16 protein-coding genes, 1 tRNA gene and 1 riboswitch are annotated in these 17,044 nt (G+C 44.6%); of the genes, 15 read left to right on the top strand and 2 right to left on the bottom strand.

The window, feature by feature from the left end; genetic code table 11:
- Positions 1–152 precede the first annotated feature (152 nt).
- Positions 153–353 carry a hypothetical protein gene (locus ACZ5NG_RS09515; RefSeq protein WP_464251577.1) on the bottom strand — a complete coding sequence of 67 codons (201 nt, stop codon included), beginning with the start codon at positions 351–353 and terminating at the stop codon, positions 153–155.
- Positions 354–637: 284 nt separating this feature from the next.
- On the opposite strand from ACZ5NG_RS09515, the gene ACZ5NG_RS09510 reads away from it, so the two are divergent.
- From ACZ5NG_RS09510 to ACZ5NG_RS09495, 4 genes are all read left to right on the top strand, one after another.
- The gene (locus ACZ5NG_RS09510; protein ID WP_464251576.1) at positions 638–817 is read left to right on the top strand and encodes a hypothetical protein; all 180 of its coding nucleotides are present in this window, start codon (positions 638–640) and stop codon (positions 815–817) included.
- A gap of 14 nt (positions 818–831) precedes the next feature.
- Positions 832–2,055: a molybdopterin molybdotransferase MoeA gene (locus ACZ5NG_RS09505; RefSeq protein WP_464251575.1), complete on the top strand. Its 1,224-nt coding sequence runs from the start codon at positions 832–834 to the stop codon at positions 2,053–2,055.
- Positions 2,056–2,120: 65 nt separating this feature from the next.
- The gene (locus ACZ5NG_RS09500) at positions 2,121–4,049 is read left to right on the top strand and encodes a molybdopterin biosynthesis protein (RefSeq protein WP_464251574.1); all 1,929 of its coding nucleotides are present in this window, start codon (positions 2,121–2,123) and stop codon (positions 4,047–4,049) included.
- Positions 4,050–4,051: 2 nt separating this feature from the next.
- Entirely contained in the window at positions 4,052–4,402 is a 351-nt protein-coding gene (locus ACZ5NG_RS09495) for a winged helix-turn-helix domain-containing protein (protein ID WP_464253146.1), read from the top strand.
- Between the two features lie 2 nt (positions 4,403–4,404).
- Here the strand turns inward: ACZ5NG_RS09495 and fdhD are convergent, their stop codons facing one another.
- Complete coding sequence (gene fdhD / locus ACZ5NG_RS09490) at positions 4,405–5,196, bottom strand: formate dehydrogenase accessory sulfurtransferase FdhD (RefSeq protein WP_464251573.1); 792 nt, start codon at positions 5,194–5,196, stop codon at positions 4,405–4,407.
- A 170-nt stretch (positions 5,197–5,366) separates the two neighbouring features.
- Between fdhD and mog the strand changes: the two genes are divergently transcribed.
- The 11 genes from mog (at position 5,367) to pruA (ending at position 16,980) form a co-directional block, all read left to right on the top strand.
- Entirely contained in the window at positions 5,367–5,855 is a 489-nt protein-coding gene (mog, locus tag ACZ5NG_RS09485) for a molybdopterin adenylyltransferase (RefSeq protein ID WP_464251572.1), read from the top strand.
- Between the two features lie 308 nt (positions 5,856–6,163).
- Positions 6,164–6,451 (top strand): co-chaperone GroES, encoded by a 288-nt coding sequence (gene groES, locus ACZ5NG_RS09480; protein WP_464251571.1) that lies wholly within the window; start codon positions 6,164–6,166, stop codon positions 6,449–6,451.
- Positions 6,452–6,508: 57 nt separating this feature from the next.
- Positions 6,509–8,134 (top strand): chaperonin GroEL, encoded by a 1,626-nt coding sequence (gene groL / locus ACZ5NG_RS09475; protein ID WP_464253145.1) that lies wholly within the window; start codon positions 6,509–6,511, stop codon positions 8,132–8,134.
- Positions 8,135–8,244: 110 nt separating this feature from the next.
- Positions 8,245–9,168 (top strand): cysteine synthase A, encoded by a 924-nt coding sequence (gene cysK, locus ACZ5NG_RS09470; protein ID WP_464251570.1) that lies wholly within the window; start codon positions 8,245–8,247, stop codon positions 9,166–9,168.
- A gap of 137 nt (positions 9,169–9,305) precedes the next feature.
- Entirely contained in the window at positions 9,306–10,214 is a 909-nt protein-coding gene (locus tag ACZ5NG_RS09465) for a DMT family transporter (protein WP_464251569.1), read from the top strand.
- 10 nt (positions 10,215–10,224) lie between these two features.
- Positions 10,225–11,100 carry a glycyl-radical enzyme activating protein gene (locus tag ACZ5NG_RS09460; protein WP_464251568.1) on the top strand — a complete coding sequence of 292 codons (876 nt, stop codon included), beginning with the start codon at positions 10,225–10,227 and terminating at the stop codon, positions 11,098–11,100.
- Positions 11,101–11,105: 5 nt separating this feature from the next.
- Positions 11,106–13,463 carry a trans-4-hydroxy-L-proline dehydratase gene (gene hypD / locus ACZ5NG_RS09455; RefSeq protein ID WP_464251567.1) on the top strand — a complete coding sequence of 786 codons (2,358 nt, stop codon included), beginning with the start codon at positions 11,106–11,108 and terminating at the stop codon, positions 13,461–13,463.
- A gap of 63 nt (positions 13,464–13,526) precedes the next feature.
- A complete protein-coding gene (locus ACZ5NG_RS09450) occupies positions 13,527–14,048 on the top strand; it encodes a methylated-DNA--[protein]-cysteine S-methyltransferase (protein ID WP_464251566.1) in 522 nt (173 codons plus the stop codon).
- The gene (locus ACZ5NG_RS09445) at positions 14,045–14,626 is read left to right on the top strand and encodes a 5' nucleotidase, NT5C type (RefSeq protein ID WP_464251565.1); all 582 of its coding nucleotides are present in this window, start codon (positions 14,045–14,047) and stop codon (positions 14,624–14,626) included. The genes ACZ5NG_RS09450 and ACZ5NG_RS09445 overlap by 4 nt, the downstream gene beginning before the upstream one ends.
- Positions 14,627–14,661: 35 nt before the next feature.
- Positions 14,662–14,736, top strand: a tRNA-Thr gene (locus tag ACZ5NG_RS09440).
- A 314-nt stretch (positions 14,737–15,050) separates the two neighbouring features.
- A riboswitch (molybdenum cofactor riboswitch) is annotated at positions 15,051–15,169 on the top strand.
- 263 nt (positions 15,170–15,432) lie between these two features.
- A complete protein-coding gene (gene pruA / locus ACZ5NG_RS09435) occupies positions 15,433–16,980 on the top strand; it encodes an L-glutamate gamma-semialdehyde dehydrogenase (protein ID WP_464251564.1) in 1,548 nt (515 codons plus the stop codon).
- Positions 16,981–17,044: the final 64 nt, after the last annotated feature.

Raw genomic sequence — 17,044 nt, 5'->3', positions numbered from 1 at the left:
GAAAACCAGAGCTTTCGACAGGCGAAAGCTCTGGTTTTCTAGTACCGTCTGCCTTAGAGATAGCACAACAGGCGGGCAGAAAGGGGTGTATGGGCCGGTCTTACTAACATGTAACTTGTGTTAGCATGGTAGCTGACCATTACTTATATAAGCTACATGCTGAGCTGCTGAAAGGCAGCTTGGAAATCAGCATTGCTGTTTTTAACCTCGCTTACCAATTGTATTAGTTGCTTTTCCTTCACTCTGGTAACCTGACCGTTAGGTAAGGTAACGGTATAATTACTGGTTCCCGGTACGGGGATGACTTTTATTCCGGAAAATTTAAGGGTTTCAATGACCTGATATAATTTCATGGGATGCACCTCCCGATTGGGAAAATTATCACAATCATTTACTAATAGTATAAGCTAAAGCGAGTAAAAAAGAAAGGGGTTTTAGCAAAAATGTAGAGATTATTTTATCCATATGTGAAAAAATCATCCTCCTAATACAGCCCGTGTCAGCGCCTTAGCAAACCCGCTTTTAAAAATAACCGGTATGTTAGTAAACTTGACTTTTTCCGGCAGGATATTTCTTACTGAGCATGAAATAATAAACTAAAATAATAATTTTAGATGAATTTTTGGAGGTACAAGAAGTGAACGATATTCCGGAAAATGTAATTGAAGCAGTGCGCAAAGCGGCAGTGAATGGCAAAATTTCTTGTGCGGCTGCCCATAAAATTGCTGCTGAATTAAAAGTTTCTCCTCGTGTTGTCGGAGAAGCCGCTGATAAATTAAATATCAAAATTAAGGCCTGCCAATTGGGCTGTTTCTAAAGTGGGGGAAAACGATGGAATTATTTAAAGTGTTAACGGTGCGTGAAGCCCAAGAGGTGTTAGAAGAACATATTAACTTTTCTCAATATCAAACAGTGCCGCTGTTATCCAGCTTGGGACGTGTGCTGGCTAAAGATGTCACCGCCCAAGAAGATGTGCCCGGCTTTAATCGTTCCACTATGGACGGTTTTGCGGTAAGGGCAGCTGATACCTTTGGGGCTTCTGAAGGCTTGCCTGCCTATTTGGACATAGCCGGTGAAGTACTGATGGGCAAAGAGCCTGCAGGTGAGTTAACCGTTGGACAAGCTTGGTCCATTCCTACCGGCGGCATGTTGCCTAAAGGTGCTGATGCAGTGGTAATGATAGAATACACCGAAGAACTTGATCAACATACTATTGCTGTTACCAAACCGGTAGCACCCGGAGAAAATGTAGTGCGCCGGGGGGAAGATGTACCGGTCGGCAGTGTGGTACTGGCTGCCGGCAGTCGCGTGCGTCCACAGGATTTAGGGATATTATCGGCCACCGGTGTTACGGAAGTTCCGGTGCTGGCCCAATTGAAAGTAGGTATTATTTCCAGCGGTGATGAAGTCATTTCCCCGGAAAAAGTCCCTCAACCGGGTCAGGTAAGAGATATTAACTCTTACACCCTTTTTGGCCTGGTTGCTCAAGGCGGCGGTATTCCGAAAATTTACGGCATCGTAAAAGATAATTTTGAGGCTTTAAAAGCAACTTTGCAGCAAGCAGTATCGGAAAATGACATTGTTTTGGTATCAGGGGGCAGCTCAGTCGGTACCCGTGATGTTACTGCCCGTGTGATGAACGAACTGGGACGGCCCGGTTTGTTATTCCACGGCCTTAATATTAAACCGGGCAAACCCACTATTGGGGCGGTCGTCAACGGTAAACCGATTTTTGGCCTGCCCGGGCACCCGGTTTCCGCTATGGTGGCATACAACCTATTGGTTGATCCCTTAGTGCGCTGGGGCAAATACTCCCATGCCGCTCAGGAGATAGCATTGCGGGCTAAAATAACCCGCAATACCCGTTCGGCTGCCGGGCGAGAAGATTTTATCCGGGTACGCTTGTATGTCGAAAAGGGTGAGTTAATGGCCGAACCGGTGCTAGGCAAGTCGGGCTTAATCAATACAATGGTCAAGGCAGACGGCATTGCCCGTATTCCTGAGGGCAAAGAGGGGGTTGAAGCCGGCGAATATGTTGAAGTTAAGCTGTTTTAAAACCGCCTGGCATGTAATGGTTGCGATAAAATACCGCCAAAGTGTGTGAAAAGGAGAAGATTGCAATGAAACGAGACGTGTATTTAGATGATAAACCTAGGGAAGAGGCACTGGCAGAATATATTAAATATTTAACGGAAGTAGGGGCGTTAAAGCCCGGAGAGCCGGAGATAATTAATACCGAAGATGCTTTAAACCGTGTTACTGCACAACCCATATACGCTCGCATCTCGTCACCGCATTATCATGCATCCGCAATGGACGGGGTAGCGGTGCGTTCACTGGATACCTTTGGAGCATCAGAAACCACACCGGTACAATTAAAAATGAACGAACAGGCTGTGATGGTTGATACCGGAGACCCACTGCCCGATGGGTACGATGCGGTAATTATGATTGAAGATGTGCATTTTATTAACCCTGATTTAATTGAAATTACCGCTGCCGCTGCTCCTAGGCAAAATGTGCGAGAGATTGGAGAAGATGTGGTAGCTACGGAAATGATTGTGCCCGGCAACCACCGCATCCGCCCGGTAGATATCGGCGGTATACTGGCGGGCGGGGTGAATCAAATTCCGGTTCATCCCAAGCCTAAAGTAGCGATACTGCCCACCGGCACTGAATTGGTGCAGCCAGGCAGTAAGTTAAATCCCGGCAATATTATCGAATACAACAGCCGAGTGTTGAGCGGCTTTATTACTCAATGGGGCGGCATCCCGCTGCGCTGGGAGATTACTAAAGATGATTACGAACTGTTGAAGAAGCAAATTTTAAAAGCCACTGAAGAAGCGGATATTGTGTTGATTAATGCCGGTTCTTCTGCCGGACGGGAAGATTTTACCGTTGATTTGGTGCGGGAATTAGGCACCGTAATTACTCATGGCGTGGCGATAAAACCGGCCAAACCGGTAATCCTCGGTGAAATAAACAAAAAACCGGTGGTGGGCATACCCGGTTACCCGGTATCGGCGGCGTTGGCCTGTGAGCTTTTTGTTAAACCGCTGATTTATCACAAACTGGGAGCTGTGCCGCCGGCTGAACCGCAGATGGAGGCCACCATTTCCCGCAAATTGGTCACCCCGATTGGGGTAGAAGAATTTGTCCGGGTAAAATTGGGCCGCGTAGGCGAAAAAACTATTGCTACCCCCATATCCCGCGGGGCGGGGATAATTATGTCCATGGTAAGAGCGGACGGTATATTGCGTGTGCCTCGTAATATCGAAGGCTACCAAGCCGGTGAAACAGTAACGGTTAACTTACTGCGCTCACCGGAAGAGATTGATGAAACTACTGTAGTCATTGGCAGTCATGATATTGCGCTGGATATTTTGGGTAATTACCTGCGCAAACTGTATCCGGAGGCAACACTTTCATCCGCCCATGTGGGCAGCTTAGGCGGTCTTTTAGCCTTAAAACGCCGCGAAGCACATTGTGCCGGCACTCACTTGCTGGATGAAGAAACCGGTGAGTACAATGTTTCTTACATCAAACGGCTGCTGCCGGATCGGGAGGTAATCCTGTTAAATTTGGTTTATCGTGAACAGGGCTTAATTGTAGCCAAAGGGAACCCACACAATATCACCGGTTTGGCTGACTTAACCAAGCCGGGGGTTACTTTTGTCAATCGCCAGCGCGGTGCTGGCACCCGGATTCTTTTAGATTATAAACTTAAGGAATTAGGCATCAGTCCGGAGGATATTCACGGCTACCAGCATGAAGAATACACCCACATGGCGGTTGCTGCTGCTGTGGCCGGAGGTGCCGCTACAGCGGGTTTAGGAATCAAAGCAGCCGCCCAAGCACTGGATCTGGACTTTATTGGCGTAGTAGAAGAGAGATATGATTTGTGTATTCCTGCCGAATATTGGGATACACCGGTAATTCAGCGCCTATTAAAGGTAATCAGTCTGCCGGAATTCCAGCAGCATGTTTTGTCCTTAGGCGGTTACGACTTGCGGGATTGCGGTAAAATTATGTGGCGCTCAGGTGATTGAAAATGCTTGCCCCGGAAAGATTGCGGGTAGCTTACAAAGTTTGGTTGGAATTAGACGGGGAAATATTTGGTGAGGGACTGTTTGAGCTGCTGCAGCTCATTCATCAAACCGGCTCAATTTCCGCTGCTGCCCGCGAAATGAATATGTCTTATCGGGCAGCGTGGGGGAAAATAAAAGCGGCAGAAGAGAATTGGCAAATTAAATTAGTAGAAACCCAGGTTGGGGGAAGTCAAGGCGGTGGCGCGGTTCTTACCGCTACCGCCATTAACTTACTAAGTCGTTACCAAAAATTTATCAACCAAGTTAACAGAGCAATTACTAAAATATTTGAACACAATTTTCATGCTAAATAACCCTAAAGTAAAATACGCTGTTTATGGGCATAAATATTTAGACGATTATTGCGGGCAAAGCCTACCACCGTCATTCCCAGCTCATTGGCCATTTGAATGGCCAGGGCGGTTGGGGCTGAACGGGATACTAAAATGGGAATTTTCATTTTTGCTACTTTAATTAAAATTTCTGAGGAAATTCGTCCACTGAAAACCATAATCTTATCATCGGTGGGGATATGATTTAAAAAGCAGTGACCGAAGATTTTATCAACCGCATTGTGCCGGCCAATATCTTCAAAAAATACAACAACATCGTGCGGATTACATAACGCGGCATTGTGCACACCGCCTGTATGCCGAAACAATTGGGACAGTTCTTCCAACCTTTGGGTTAAATGCCAAATTTGCTTTGGGGTAACAGTGACCGACGAGGATTTAATCACGCTCATTGACTTGGCATCATTAACAAAATAAAAAGTGGAACGTCCGCGACCACAACAAGAAGTAATATAGCGCTTCATAAATCTTTGTTCCGCTTCGTCTGTATCGGCAGTGACGTAAATCAACCCTTCTTGCTCGTCAATCTTAATTTCCCGCAGTTCAGCCGGGTCAAAGAGAATGCTTTCGGAACATAAAAATCCCACTGCCAGTTCTTTGAGATTTTGCGGCGAACAGACCAGAGTGACGAATTCTTTACCGTTTAAGAACAGTGTAATTGGCACTTCCTGTACCACATTATCCAGTTGATGATTTATCTCCTGGTCGACAACTCTAATGATCGGTACGGTTGTAAAATTTTTCTGCCTATTCATGTGTAAGTCCCCCAAACAATAGTATATTAATGCTGTAATTAGCTGTTTTTAGCTTTAGCCGTGCCGGTGCCGGGAACGACTCCCGGTCGTTCCGCTGTTGCCTATACTACTCTAATTCATATTATTATATATCAATAGCGGACAATGTATCTACTTAAGAGGTGACGAAAATGATCAATGTAGGAATTATTACTATGAGCGATAAAGGAGCAAAAGGTGAACGTGAAGACAAAAGCGGGGCAGTAATTAAAGAATTGATTGCCCAAATCGACGGTCAGGTGACGTACTATAAAGTTATTCCGGATGATTTTGACATAATTAAAGGGCAGCTTATCTACTGCTGTGATGATTTAAAACTTGATTTAGTGCTGACCACCGGAGGAACCGGACTAAGCCCCCGCGACAACACGCCGGACGCCACACTGGAAGTTATTCAAAAAGCAGTTCCCGGAATTCCTGAAGCCATGCGGCAGGAATCAATGCGCTATACGCCAAAGGCCATGTTGTCCAGAGCAACGGCCGGGGTGCGCGGCAGCACATTAATCATTAATTTACCCGGCAGCCCAAAAGCAGTTAAGGAATGTCTGGAGACAGTACTGCCGGTCTTGCCTCATGCTTTGGAAATTCTATCCGGTAAGGGCGGTGAATGTGCCCGTTAATCCCTAAAATTATGTATGGAAAATTTTTTGTTATGTGTATAAATTTAGTAACCAAAGGCCAAAATATAAAATAGCTGTCAAAAAAAATATTAGAAATAGAGTAAAAAGGATATAGACGGAGGAATTAAAAGCAAAAAACCCTTAATTTTCATAAATAGCAAATTAAGGGTAGTCAAAACACACTCAGATACTTGCTTTTAATTTTTTTGTTCTATATTATATTAATTGATTGTTAGCACTCGCAAGATACGAGTGCTAACAATAAAAGTGATTTAAAATTACCTTATATTTTTTAAGGAGGGGTATTTGTGGCAATCAGACCATTAGGTGATCGGGTAGTAGTAAAAACCCTACCCAGCGAAGAGGTAACAAAGAGTGGTATTGTAATTCCGGATACGGCAAAAGAAAAGCCTCAGCAAGCAGAAGTTGTAGCTGTAGGCCCGGGTCGGGTGCTGGAAAACGGTCAGCGTCAACCCATTGAAGTAAAACCCGGTGATAAAGTACTGTATTCTAAGTATGCCGGTAATGAAGTGAAAATTGACGGTCAAGAATATCTGATTCTGCGTGATATGGACATTCTTGCTGTTATTGAATAATAAATTACCTAATCATGGTGTATTTTACCAGTGTTGTAATTAAAGGAGGTTGTAATGATGGCAGGTAAAGAAATTGTCTTTAAGGAAGATGCCCGCAGAGCTCTGGAAAGAGGCGTAAATGCTCTGGCGGAAGCAGTAAAGGTTACTCTTGGACCAAAAGGTCGTAACGCTGTATTAGAAAAAAAATTCGGCGCTCCGTTAATTACCAATGACGGTGTAACCATTGCCAGAGAAATTGAGCTGTCCAATAATCTTGAGAACATGGGGGCTCAGCTGGTTAAAGAAGTAGCTACCAAAACTAACGATGTTGCCGGTGACGGTACCACTACCGCTACCGTTTTGGCTCAAGCACTGGTACGTGAAGGTTTGAAAAACGTAGCTGCCGGTGCCAACCCGATGCTGATTAAGCGCGGTATTGAAAAAGCTGTAGAAAAAGCAGTAGAAGAGATTAAAAAGCAAGCACAATCCATTGAAAGTAAAGAAGCAATTGCTCAGGTGGCATCAATTTCCGCTAATGACACAGCAATTGGTGAATTAATTGCCGATGCAATGGAAAAAGTGGGCAAAGACGGCGTAATCACTGTAGAAGAATCTCAAGGTACCGGTACTTCTTTAGAAGTAGTAGAAGGGATGAATTTTGATCGCGGCTACATCTCTCCGTATATGATTACCGATACGGATAAGATGGAAGCTAACCTGGAAGATCCCTACATACTGATTACTGATAAGAAAATCAGTGCAGTAGCAGATATCCTGCCGATTTTAGAAAAAGTTGTACAAGCCGGCAAGCCACTGGTTGTTATCTGTGAAGACTTAGAAGGCGAAGCACTGGCTACCTTAGTGCTGAACAAACTGCGTGGCACCTTCAACTGCGTAGCAGTAAAAGCTCCTGCCTTTGGTGATCGCCGGAAGGCTATGCTGGAAGATATCGCTATCCTCACCGGCGGTACCGTAATTACTGAAGATGTAGGTTTGAAGTTAGATAAGGCTACTTTAGATTTACTGGGTACTGCCCGTCAGGTAACCGTGAAGAAAGAAGAAACCATTATTGTTGGCGGTGCCGGTTCTCAAGAGAAGATTGCCGGCCGCATTGCGCAAATTAAAAAGCAAATTGAAGACAGCACATCCGAATTTGATAAGGAAAAACTGCAAGAACGTTTGGCTAAATTGGCCGGCGGTGTAGCTGTTATTTCAGTAGGGGCAGCTACCGAAGTAGAAATGAAAGATAAGAAACTGCGCATTGAGGATGCTTTAAATGCTACCCGTGCAGCAGTGGAAGAAGGTATTGTAGCCGGTGGCGGCACTTGCTATGTAGATATCATTCCGGCTTTAGAAGAGCTTTCTTCAGATGTACCGGATGAGAAAACCGGTATCGACATTGTCAAGCGGGCTTTAGAAGAGCCACTGCGTCAAATTGCTAATAACGCAGGTGCTGAAGGTTCAGTAATTGTAGAAAAAGTTCGCAACAGCGAAGTTGGCGTAGGTTACGATGCGCTAACCGGAAATTATGTCAACATGATTGAAGCCGGTATTGTTGACCCGGCTAAAGTAACTCGTTCTGCACTACAAAATGCTGCCAGCATTGCAGCGATGATTCTTACTACTGAAACTTTGGTTGCTGATAAGCCTGAGCCGGAAAAGAATGATCCAATGTCCGGTGCCAATGGCATGCCTCCGATGTAATAGATTGCAAAAACTCCTTGCGCTTAAGCGCAAGGAGTTTTGTTTTTTAGATAATTTTAATGGTAGAATGGTAAAATAAAGTTAATTAAAAATAAACGGGGGTAGTACTATTGAATATAAAAAATAACTTATTGGAACTTATTGGCAATACGCCGTTGGTGCGTTTAAATAAAATTACCGAGCCAAACACCGCCGAAGTGGTAGCTAAAGTGGAATATTTTAACCCCGGCGGCAGTGTTAAGGATAGGATTGCCATAAATTTAATTAATGAGGCGGAAAAACAAGGTTTAATAGATAAAGATACCGTAATCATTGAACCGACAAGCGGAAATACCGGCATTGGATTGGCGATGGTTTGTGTAATCAAAGGTTACCGCCTGATATTAACCATGCCGGAAACAATGAGTGTTGAAAGGCGTAAATTACTTAAAGCCTATGGTGCGGAAATTGTACTCACTCCCGGAGCACAGGGTATGAGCGGGGCGGTTGCCAAAGCGGAAGAGTTAGCGGCAAAGTACCCTAAAAGCTTTATTCCCCAGCAGTTTGCCAATCCGGCCAATCCGGCCGCCCATGTAGCTACTACTGCCGAAGAAATTTGGCAGGATACCGATGGAAAAATTGATATTTTTGTTGCCGGCGTAGGTACCGGCGGCACAATTACCGGTGTGGCGAAAGTACTGAAACAAAGAAAGCCGACAGTACAAGTTGTGGCCGTTGAGCCTGCAGAGTCTGCGGTTTTGTCCGGTAACGCTCCCGGAGCACATAAAATCCAAGGTATTGGTGCCGGCTTTGTACCCTATGTTTTTGACTTGGAATTAGTCGACGAAATATTTCAAGTTCCAAGTAATCAAGCAATAGAAACAGCCCGCATGCTGGCTAACAAGGAAGGCTTGCTGGTGGGCATCTCTTCCGGGGCGGCGGCATTTGCAGCTTTAGAAGTAGCAAAGCGCACGGAAAACAAAGGCAAATTGGTAGTGGTACTGCTGCCCGATACGGGTGAACGTTACCTTTCTACCGAATTGTTTCAACTGTAGTTAGCCGAATTTCCTTTCAGTTGGTAAGGTGCAGACAGATGGCCGGTCACTTCTTTAGTTTAACCCGGAAAGGAAAACCACAAAAAGGTGTAGAATAGTTTTAACTAACTGGATGATTAAAAGACGAGGACGGCGAGATGCAAGATACTAAACCGATTGTAAACCCTTTTTTAGCGATTTTTTTAGGAGTATTGGCAGCTTCATTTTCTTCGATATTTACTAAGTTTGCCGACGCTCCACCGTTAATTATTGCCTTTTATCGTTTAGCTTTTACCGTATTGTTACTGCTGCCGGCGGCATATCTTACCGGCAGGCAGGAAATAAGGCAGATGAAAGCCAAAGACTTCCTGCTGGCGGCATTGTCCGGGGTGTTTTTGGCGTTGCACTTTGCAGTATGGATTACTTCCCTTAACTACACTACGGTGGCCAGTTCCACCGTACTGGTTTCCATGCATCCGCTGTTTGTTATTATTGGGGCTTTAATTCTCTTTCAAGAAAAAATCGGCAAAAAAGGTGTGCTTGGTGCCGGCATGGCAATTGCCGGCAGCATAATAATTGGCATTAATGATTTTCAATTGGGCGGAAAAGCCCTGTGGGGTGACTTGCTGGCTTTTGCCGGCGCAATTTTTGAAGCCGGTTATGTTTTAATCGGCCGCCGCTTGCGCGCCCGCTTATCATTATTTTCATATGTAACGTTAGTGTATGGTGCTTCTGCGTTCACACTTTTGGCCTTAAGCTTGGCCTTAAGTCAACCGCTTTATCCTTACGAGCCCATTACCTGGGTTTGGTTTTTAGCTCTGGCTGTTGTGCCGACAATATTTGGCCACACCGTTTTCAACTGGGCACTGCGTTATGTACAGGCGGCGGTGGTTTCAGTAAGCATTCTCGGTGAACCGATTGGGGCCACTGTTTTAGCCTACATTTTCTTTGCCGAAGTACCGACAATGCTCCAGTTGCTGGGCGGTGCGGTAATTATTTTGGGTTTGTATATCTTTACCGTTTCAGAGGCCCAAGACGAAGCAACAAATTCCCAAAAGGTTAGGTGATCGCTGTTTAATGACTGGATGTATCTTTGACATCATGAAATACTCTGTACACGACGGGCCGGGAATACGTACTACCGTTTTCTTAAAAGGGTGTCCGTTAAATTGCTGGTGGTGTCACAATCCCGAGGGACAAGCGCTAAAACCGGAAATAATGCTTTGGCCGAACCGTTGCATTGGCTGCGGCGAATGTCAAAAAGCCTGTCAATTCCAAGCAATGGCCCATCCGGAAAACTGTACCCAATGTGGGAAATGTGCAGAAGTTTGTCCAGCTGAGGCCAGAGTGCTGGTTGGCAGAACAATGTCAATAGAAGAAACACTGCACGAGATTGAAAAAGATATGGTTTTTTACCGGCAATCCGGCGGCGGGGTTACTTTTTCCGGCGGTGAACCGCTGATGCAGCCTGATTTTTTAGAGGCCATGCTAAAAGTCTGCCGACAGAGGGAAATTCACACGGCATTGGAAACTACCGGCTATGCGCGGCCGGAGACATTGCTGCGCCTTAGCTCTCTGGTAGATTTGTTTCTTTATGATTTAAAACTGATGGATGATGCCGCTCATAGAAAATATACCGGTGTGTCTAACCGGATGATTATAGAGAACTTAAAAATGCTGGCTGAAAACCAGGCGCGTATTATTGCCCGCGTGCCGATTATTCCGGGCATAAACGATGATCAAAAAAATATCAATGATATCGGCGAACTGTTAACTTCACTCAAACTAAATGAAGTTCACCTTTTGCCCTACCATCGGGCGGGAACCGACAAATATCGACGGTTAAACAGAACATACCTACTTCCGGACCTTAAAGAGCCAACGGCAGCATATATGGCTGTTTTAGCTAATCAATTACAGAAGTTTGGTTTAACAACAAAGATTGGAGGCTAAAGCGTATGAATGAAAGAGTGGCGGAATTAAGAAGACGCAGTTTGGAAACAAAACCGTATATTTCCGGCGAACGGGCAAAGCTGATCACTGAATTTTACCGTAACTGCGGTTATGAATCAGCACCCATCAAACGAGCGCTGGCCTTTAAATATCTGATGGAAAACAAAGCCATTTGTATTAATGAGGGTGAATTAATTGTCGGTGAGCGGGGACCGGCTCCCAAAGCGGTACCTACTTATCCCGAGCTGTGCTGTCACAGTTTAAAAGATTTGGATGTTTTAAACAACCGAGAGAAAATCAGTTATACCGTGGATAAAGAAGTATACGAACTTTACGAAAAAGAAATAATTCCCTATTGGCGCGGCAAATCCATGCGGGATATTATTTTTAAGGAACTGCCGCCGGAATGGCATGCAGCTTATGAAAGCGGTATTTTTACCGAATTTATGGAACAAAGGGCGCCCGGCCACACTGTGCTGGACGATAAGATTTACCGCAAAGGATTTTTAGACTTTAAAAAAGACATTCAAGCCGCTTTGGATAACCTGGATTATTTGAATGATCCGGAAGCTTATTACAAAGAGCAACAACTTAAAGCAATGCAAATTTGTGCCGATGCCATTATTACTTTTGCTAAGCGGCATGCTGAATTGGCTCGGCAGTTGGCAGCCAGGGAAACTGATTTAAACCGTAAAAAAGAGTTGGAGCAAATTGCCGAAATATGTGATCACGTACCGGCTAATCCCCCCCGCAATTTTTGGGAAGCACTGCAGGCCTACTGGTTTGTGCATATTGGCGTAATTACCGAGCTTAACACTTGGGATTCCTTCAATCCCGGACGCTTAGATCAGCATCTTTATCCGTTTTATAAACAAGGGCTGGCCGATGGTACACTGACTGAAGAGAAAGCTAAAGAACTGTTGCAGTGTTTTTGGATCAAATTTAACAACCAGCCTGCTCCGCCCAAAGTAGGGGTAACAGCTGAAGAAAGCGGCACGTACACCGATTTTGCCAATATCAACACCGGCGGACTGAAAGCAGACGGTTCAGACGGGGTTAACGATGTTACTTACTTGATTTTGGATGTCATTGATGAAATGCGCTTGCTGCAGCCCAGCTCCAACATTCAACTGAGCAAAAAGAATCCCGATAAATTTTTAAAACGGGCGCTGCGCATTATCAGAAAAGGTTGGGGGCAGCCGTCAATATTTAATGCCGATGCGGTAGTGCAAGAACTGTTGCGTCAGGGAAAATCCATTATTGACGCACGCAACGGCGGCACCAGCGGCTGTGTGGAAACAGGTGCTTTTGGCAAGGAAAGCTACATTTTAACCGGCTACCTTAACTTGGTTAAAATTTTAGAAATTACGTTAAATAACGGCATTGATCCCCGTACCGGTAAAAAAATCGGCTTAGAAACCGGTATTCCTGAGAGCTTTAACAGTTTTGAAGAACTGTTTTCCGCCTTTGAAAAGCAGCTGCAGCACTTTGTTGATATCAAGATAAAAGGAAACAACATTATTGAACGGCTTTATGCCGATATTATGCCTGCTCCCTTTTTATCCATAGTAATTGATGACTGCATTGCTAAAGGTAAAGATTACAACGCCGGCGGTGCCCGTTATGACACTACTTACATTCAAGGTGTGGGATTGGGCAGTTTAACCGACAGCTTAACTGCTATAAAATACCATGTTTATGATCAAAAAAATATAACCATGGCGGAGCTGTTATCAGCTCTGAGCAACAATTTTGCCGATAATGAAAAACTGCGCTTAACTCTGGTAAATAAAACACCTAAATACGGCAATGACGATGACTATGCCGATGACGTGTTACGCATGGCCTTTGAAGCTTTTTATAACGCAGTAAACGGGCGCAAAAATACCAAAGGCGGTGTTTATCGCATTAACCTTTTGCCCACTACCTGCCACGTTTACTTTGGCTCCGTACTGGGGGCAACCCCGGATGGGCGCAGGGCATGGCAGCCCCTTTCTGAAGGGATTTCTCCGGTACAAGGCGCAGATCGGCGGGGGCCAACCGCCGTGTTGAAATCCGCTTCTAAAATTGATCACTTACGTACCGGCGGCACTTTGTTAAACCAGAAATTTACGCCGCAGTTACTGCAGAGCGACGAAGGTATTGATAATCTTGCCCATTTGGTGCGCGCATACTTTAACCTGGACGGCCACCATATTCAATTTAATGTGGTTAGTGCGGAAACACTGCGGGATGCGCAAGCCAATCCGGAAAAATACCGGGATTTAATTGTGCGGGTAGCAGGCTACAGCGACTATTTCTGCGACTTAAGCAAAGCACTGCAGGATGAAATTATCGCCCGTACGGAACATACAACCTTTTAAACAATCGTTTTATGGGGCGGTTACCGCACCGCCCACTAACTTTCTTACAGAGGGATTACTGCCATGAAATATCAGCTAATTAAACTGACATCCGGTTGGATCGGCGTTGCTTGGTCGGATATTGGGCTGTCTGCTTTGACATTACCTTTTGCTCAGCCTGCTCAAGCAATGGTGACACTGATAGATTACCTGCAGCTAAATCCTGAAGACCTTTCAGAAAGTGATAACGTTAACAGCTTAATTAATGAGCTGACAGTCCAGCTGAACCGCTACTTTGCCGGTGACAAGTGCCATTTTAACTTTCCCGTTGATCTTACCTGGGCGACACCTTTTCAGCGGCAGGTACTGCAAGCTATTCAAAAAATTCCTTATGGTCAAACCCGTTCGTATAAACAAGTAGCGGAGATGATCGGCCGTCCTAATGCCAGTCGGGCAGTAGGTAATACGTTAGCCAGAAACCGTGTATTACTGGTGCTTCCTTGTCATCGGGTAATTAAACAAGACGGCAGTTTAGGCGGTTTTGGCGCTAGCCCGGCTTGGAAAGAAAAACTGCTTAAAATAGAAGGAGTAACAATAAAAAGATGATTATCGGATGCGACTTAGACGGCACAATTTGTGACAACTTACCTTTATTAGTTGATTGTTTAAACAAATATACCGGTAAAAACATAACCCTTGAGGATATCAGGCAGTATGATGTCACCAAGACCTTTCCAATTACCCGCAAACAATTTATCAGTTTAATGAGTGAGGCAGAGGCGGAAATTATCACCAAAGCGCCGTTAATTAAAGAAGCCGATAAATATTTGCAGCAGTTGGCCGGTGAGCATCAAATTCACATTATTACTGCCCGCAATCCGCGGCTTAAAGAGCTTACCGCTGCTTGGCTGAAAAAATATCAACTGCCCTATCATGGCTTGCACTTGTTAAACAGCCATGATAAAGTGGCGATCTGTCAAAAACTGGCTGTAGATGTTATCATTGAGGATAACTACCATAATGCCCTGCAGCTGTCAGCAGCCGGATTTAAGGTAATTTTGTTTAATGCTCCACACAATAAACATTCGCCGTGGGTTGGTCCGCGCTGTAGCAGCTGGCGGGAAGTATATCAAACCATTACCTGTGGCTTTCAAAGTATAAACACGCTATCCCTTGACATATAAAACATTAAAGTTTAAAATATAATCTGCTGATAACTGCCGAAGTAGCTCAGCGGTAGAGCAACGCACTCGTAATGCGTAGGTCGAGGGTTCAAATCCCTTCTTCGGCTCCAAGTATATCAAGGGTTCCGGCGTTTTGCCGGAACCCATTTTTTTAGCTGTGACAATCCCGTGACAATCTGGCTTTTTAGGCGTTTTACCCCGCAAACCTTTTGTTGCAATATCGGCCGCTTTTGAAGGTGTAACCAAACACTCAAGGCCATTTTTTAGTTATACTGCACTTGCGTTTTTTTGAAATGTCTTGCATTTTAAAGAAAAAAGGATTATTAAAGCTAACTGTAGAATACTATATTTCGTGACCCGCCAAGCTTGAAACCGCCAATATTGGATTTTGGTTTCAGCTTTTCTGTTATTTTCAGAAGTATAATCAAAAACTTCTCTCCGAGCCAAATTACCTAAGGCTTATGCTATGGTTTTTGGCCGATAGGGTTAACTGGGAAACCGGTTAGCCTTCCGTGTTTGAAAAGGAGAGCATTTGCCTTCCCAATGGGATAGGGGTTGGTTAGTGCTGTCCTTTTCAAGGGGGTACTGACCAACCCCTTTTTCTTGAGAAAGGCAGGTGACGTTGTTTATATCAGGAAACTTTTTGATCTTACGTGCAGGTTTTGGAGACTGAATTGATTTAAAAAACACTTAAAAGAGTACCGGCGATTTTTCTGAACGGAGATATAGGAATTTTGATCAGTATCAACAAAATCTTTTAGCTTAATCTGCTAATTTAAAATTTAGTTATTCGAGGTGACAGTAAAATGATGATAGAGTTTAAAAACGAACCCTTTCAAAATTTTAATGATCCGTCAGTTGCAGATGAATTTAAGTCAGCATTGAAATTAGTAGAGTCTAAACTAGGACAATATTATCCGATTGTCATTAACGGCAAAGAAATTGAAACAGAAGAAAAAATTACATCCATTAACCCGTCCCGGAAGGATCAGGTTGTTGGTTACGTTGGCAAAGCAACGGTTGAGTTGGCGGAACAAGCCATAAACAGTGCTGAAAATGCCTTTGGCATGTGGTCGAAGGTTAGTCCTGAAGTGAGAGCAGGTATGCTGTTTAAGGCTGCTGCCATCATGCGGCGGAGAAAAAATGAACTTTCCGCTTGGCTGGTTTATGAATCAGGCAAAAACTGGGCGGAGGCTGATGCAGATACAGCCGAAGCGATTGACTTTTTAGAGTTTTACGGCCGGCAGATGTTGCGTTTGGCAGAACCCCAACCGTTGGTGGCAATTCCGGGGGAACAAAATGAACTGGTATACATTCCCTTAGGCGTAGGTGCGATTATTCCGCCTTGGAACTTCCCGTTGGCGATTATGGCCGGGATGACGGCGTCAGCTGTTGTGGCCGGAAACACAGTAGTACTAAAACCCGCCAGCAATACACCGGTAATTGCGGCGATCTTCATGGACATTTTAAAGGAAGCAGGCTTACCTGACGGTGTAGTAAACTATCTGCCGGGAAGCGGCGGGGTCATTGGTGATTACCTGGTAAGTCATCCCAAAGTAAACTTTATTAATTTCACCGGTTCTAAAGAAGTAGGATTAAGAATTAATGAATTGGCCGCTAAAACCGTTAAAGGTCAGTACCATATTAAGCGCGTGATCGCCGAAATGGGCGGTAAAGACACAATAATTGTTGATAGCAGTGCTGATTTAGAAGAAGCGGCTGCCGGCATTGTAACCTCTGCTTTTGGTTTTCAAGGACAGAAATGTTCTGCCTGCTCCCGGGCAGTTGTAGTAGAAGACGTATACGACAAGGTAGTTCAACTGGTAGTTGAAAAGGCAAGTAAATTAACTGTAGGGGAGGCTGCAGAAAATCATCCGGTTGGTCCGGTGATTGATCAAGCTTCTCTGGATAAAATTAAGTCATATATAGAAATTGGTAAGAAGGAAGGCAAGCTTCTGCTAGGTGGAGATACACTGGAAAGCTTGGGCGGTTATTATGTACAGCCGACTATCTTTGCTGACATTCAGCCTGATGCGGTAATAGCACAAGAAGAAATTTTCGGGCCGGTGCTGGCATTTATCAAGGCTAAAGATTTTGATCAGGCTTTAGAAATAGCTAACAACACCGAGTATGGGCTTACCGGTTCGGTATATGTACGGGATCGCGTAAAACTGGAAAAAGCAAAACGTGAATTCCATGTAGGTAACCTTTATTTCAACCGCAAGTGCACCGGTGCTTTGGTGGGCGTACATCCTTTCGGCGGATTTAAAATGTCCGGAACCGATTCCAAAGCCGGTGGCAGAGATTACCTGTTGCTCTTTACACAGGCTAAGGCTATTTCAGAAAAGTTTTAAGTAAATATTAGTATCCGGGGCGCATCGCCAACTACTAAAAAGTAGTGCTGATGCGCCCCGACTA

This window comes from Desulfovectis peckii (assembly GCF_055391705.1).
This window is presented reverse-complemented; position numbering and strand designations above follow the sequence as displayed.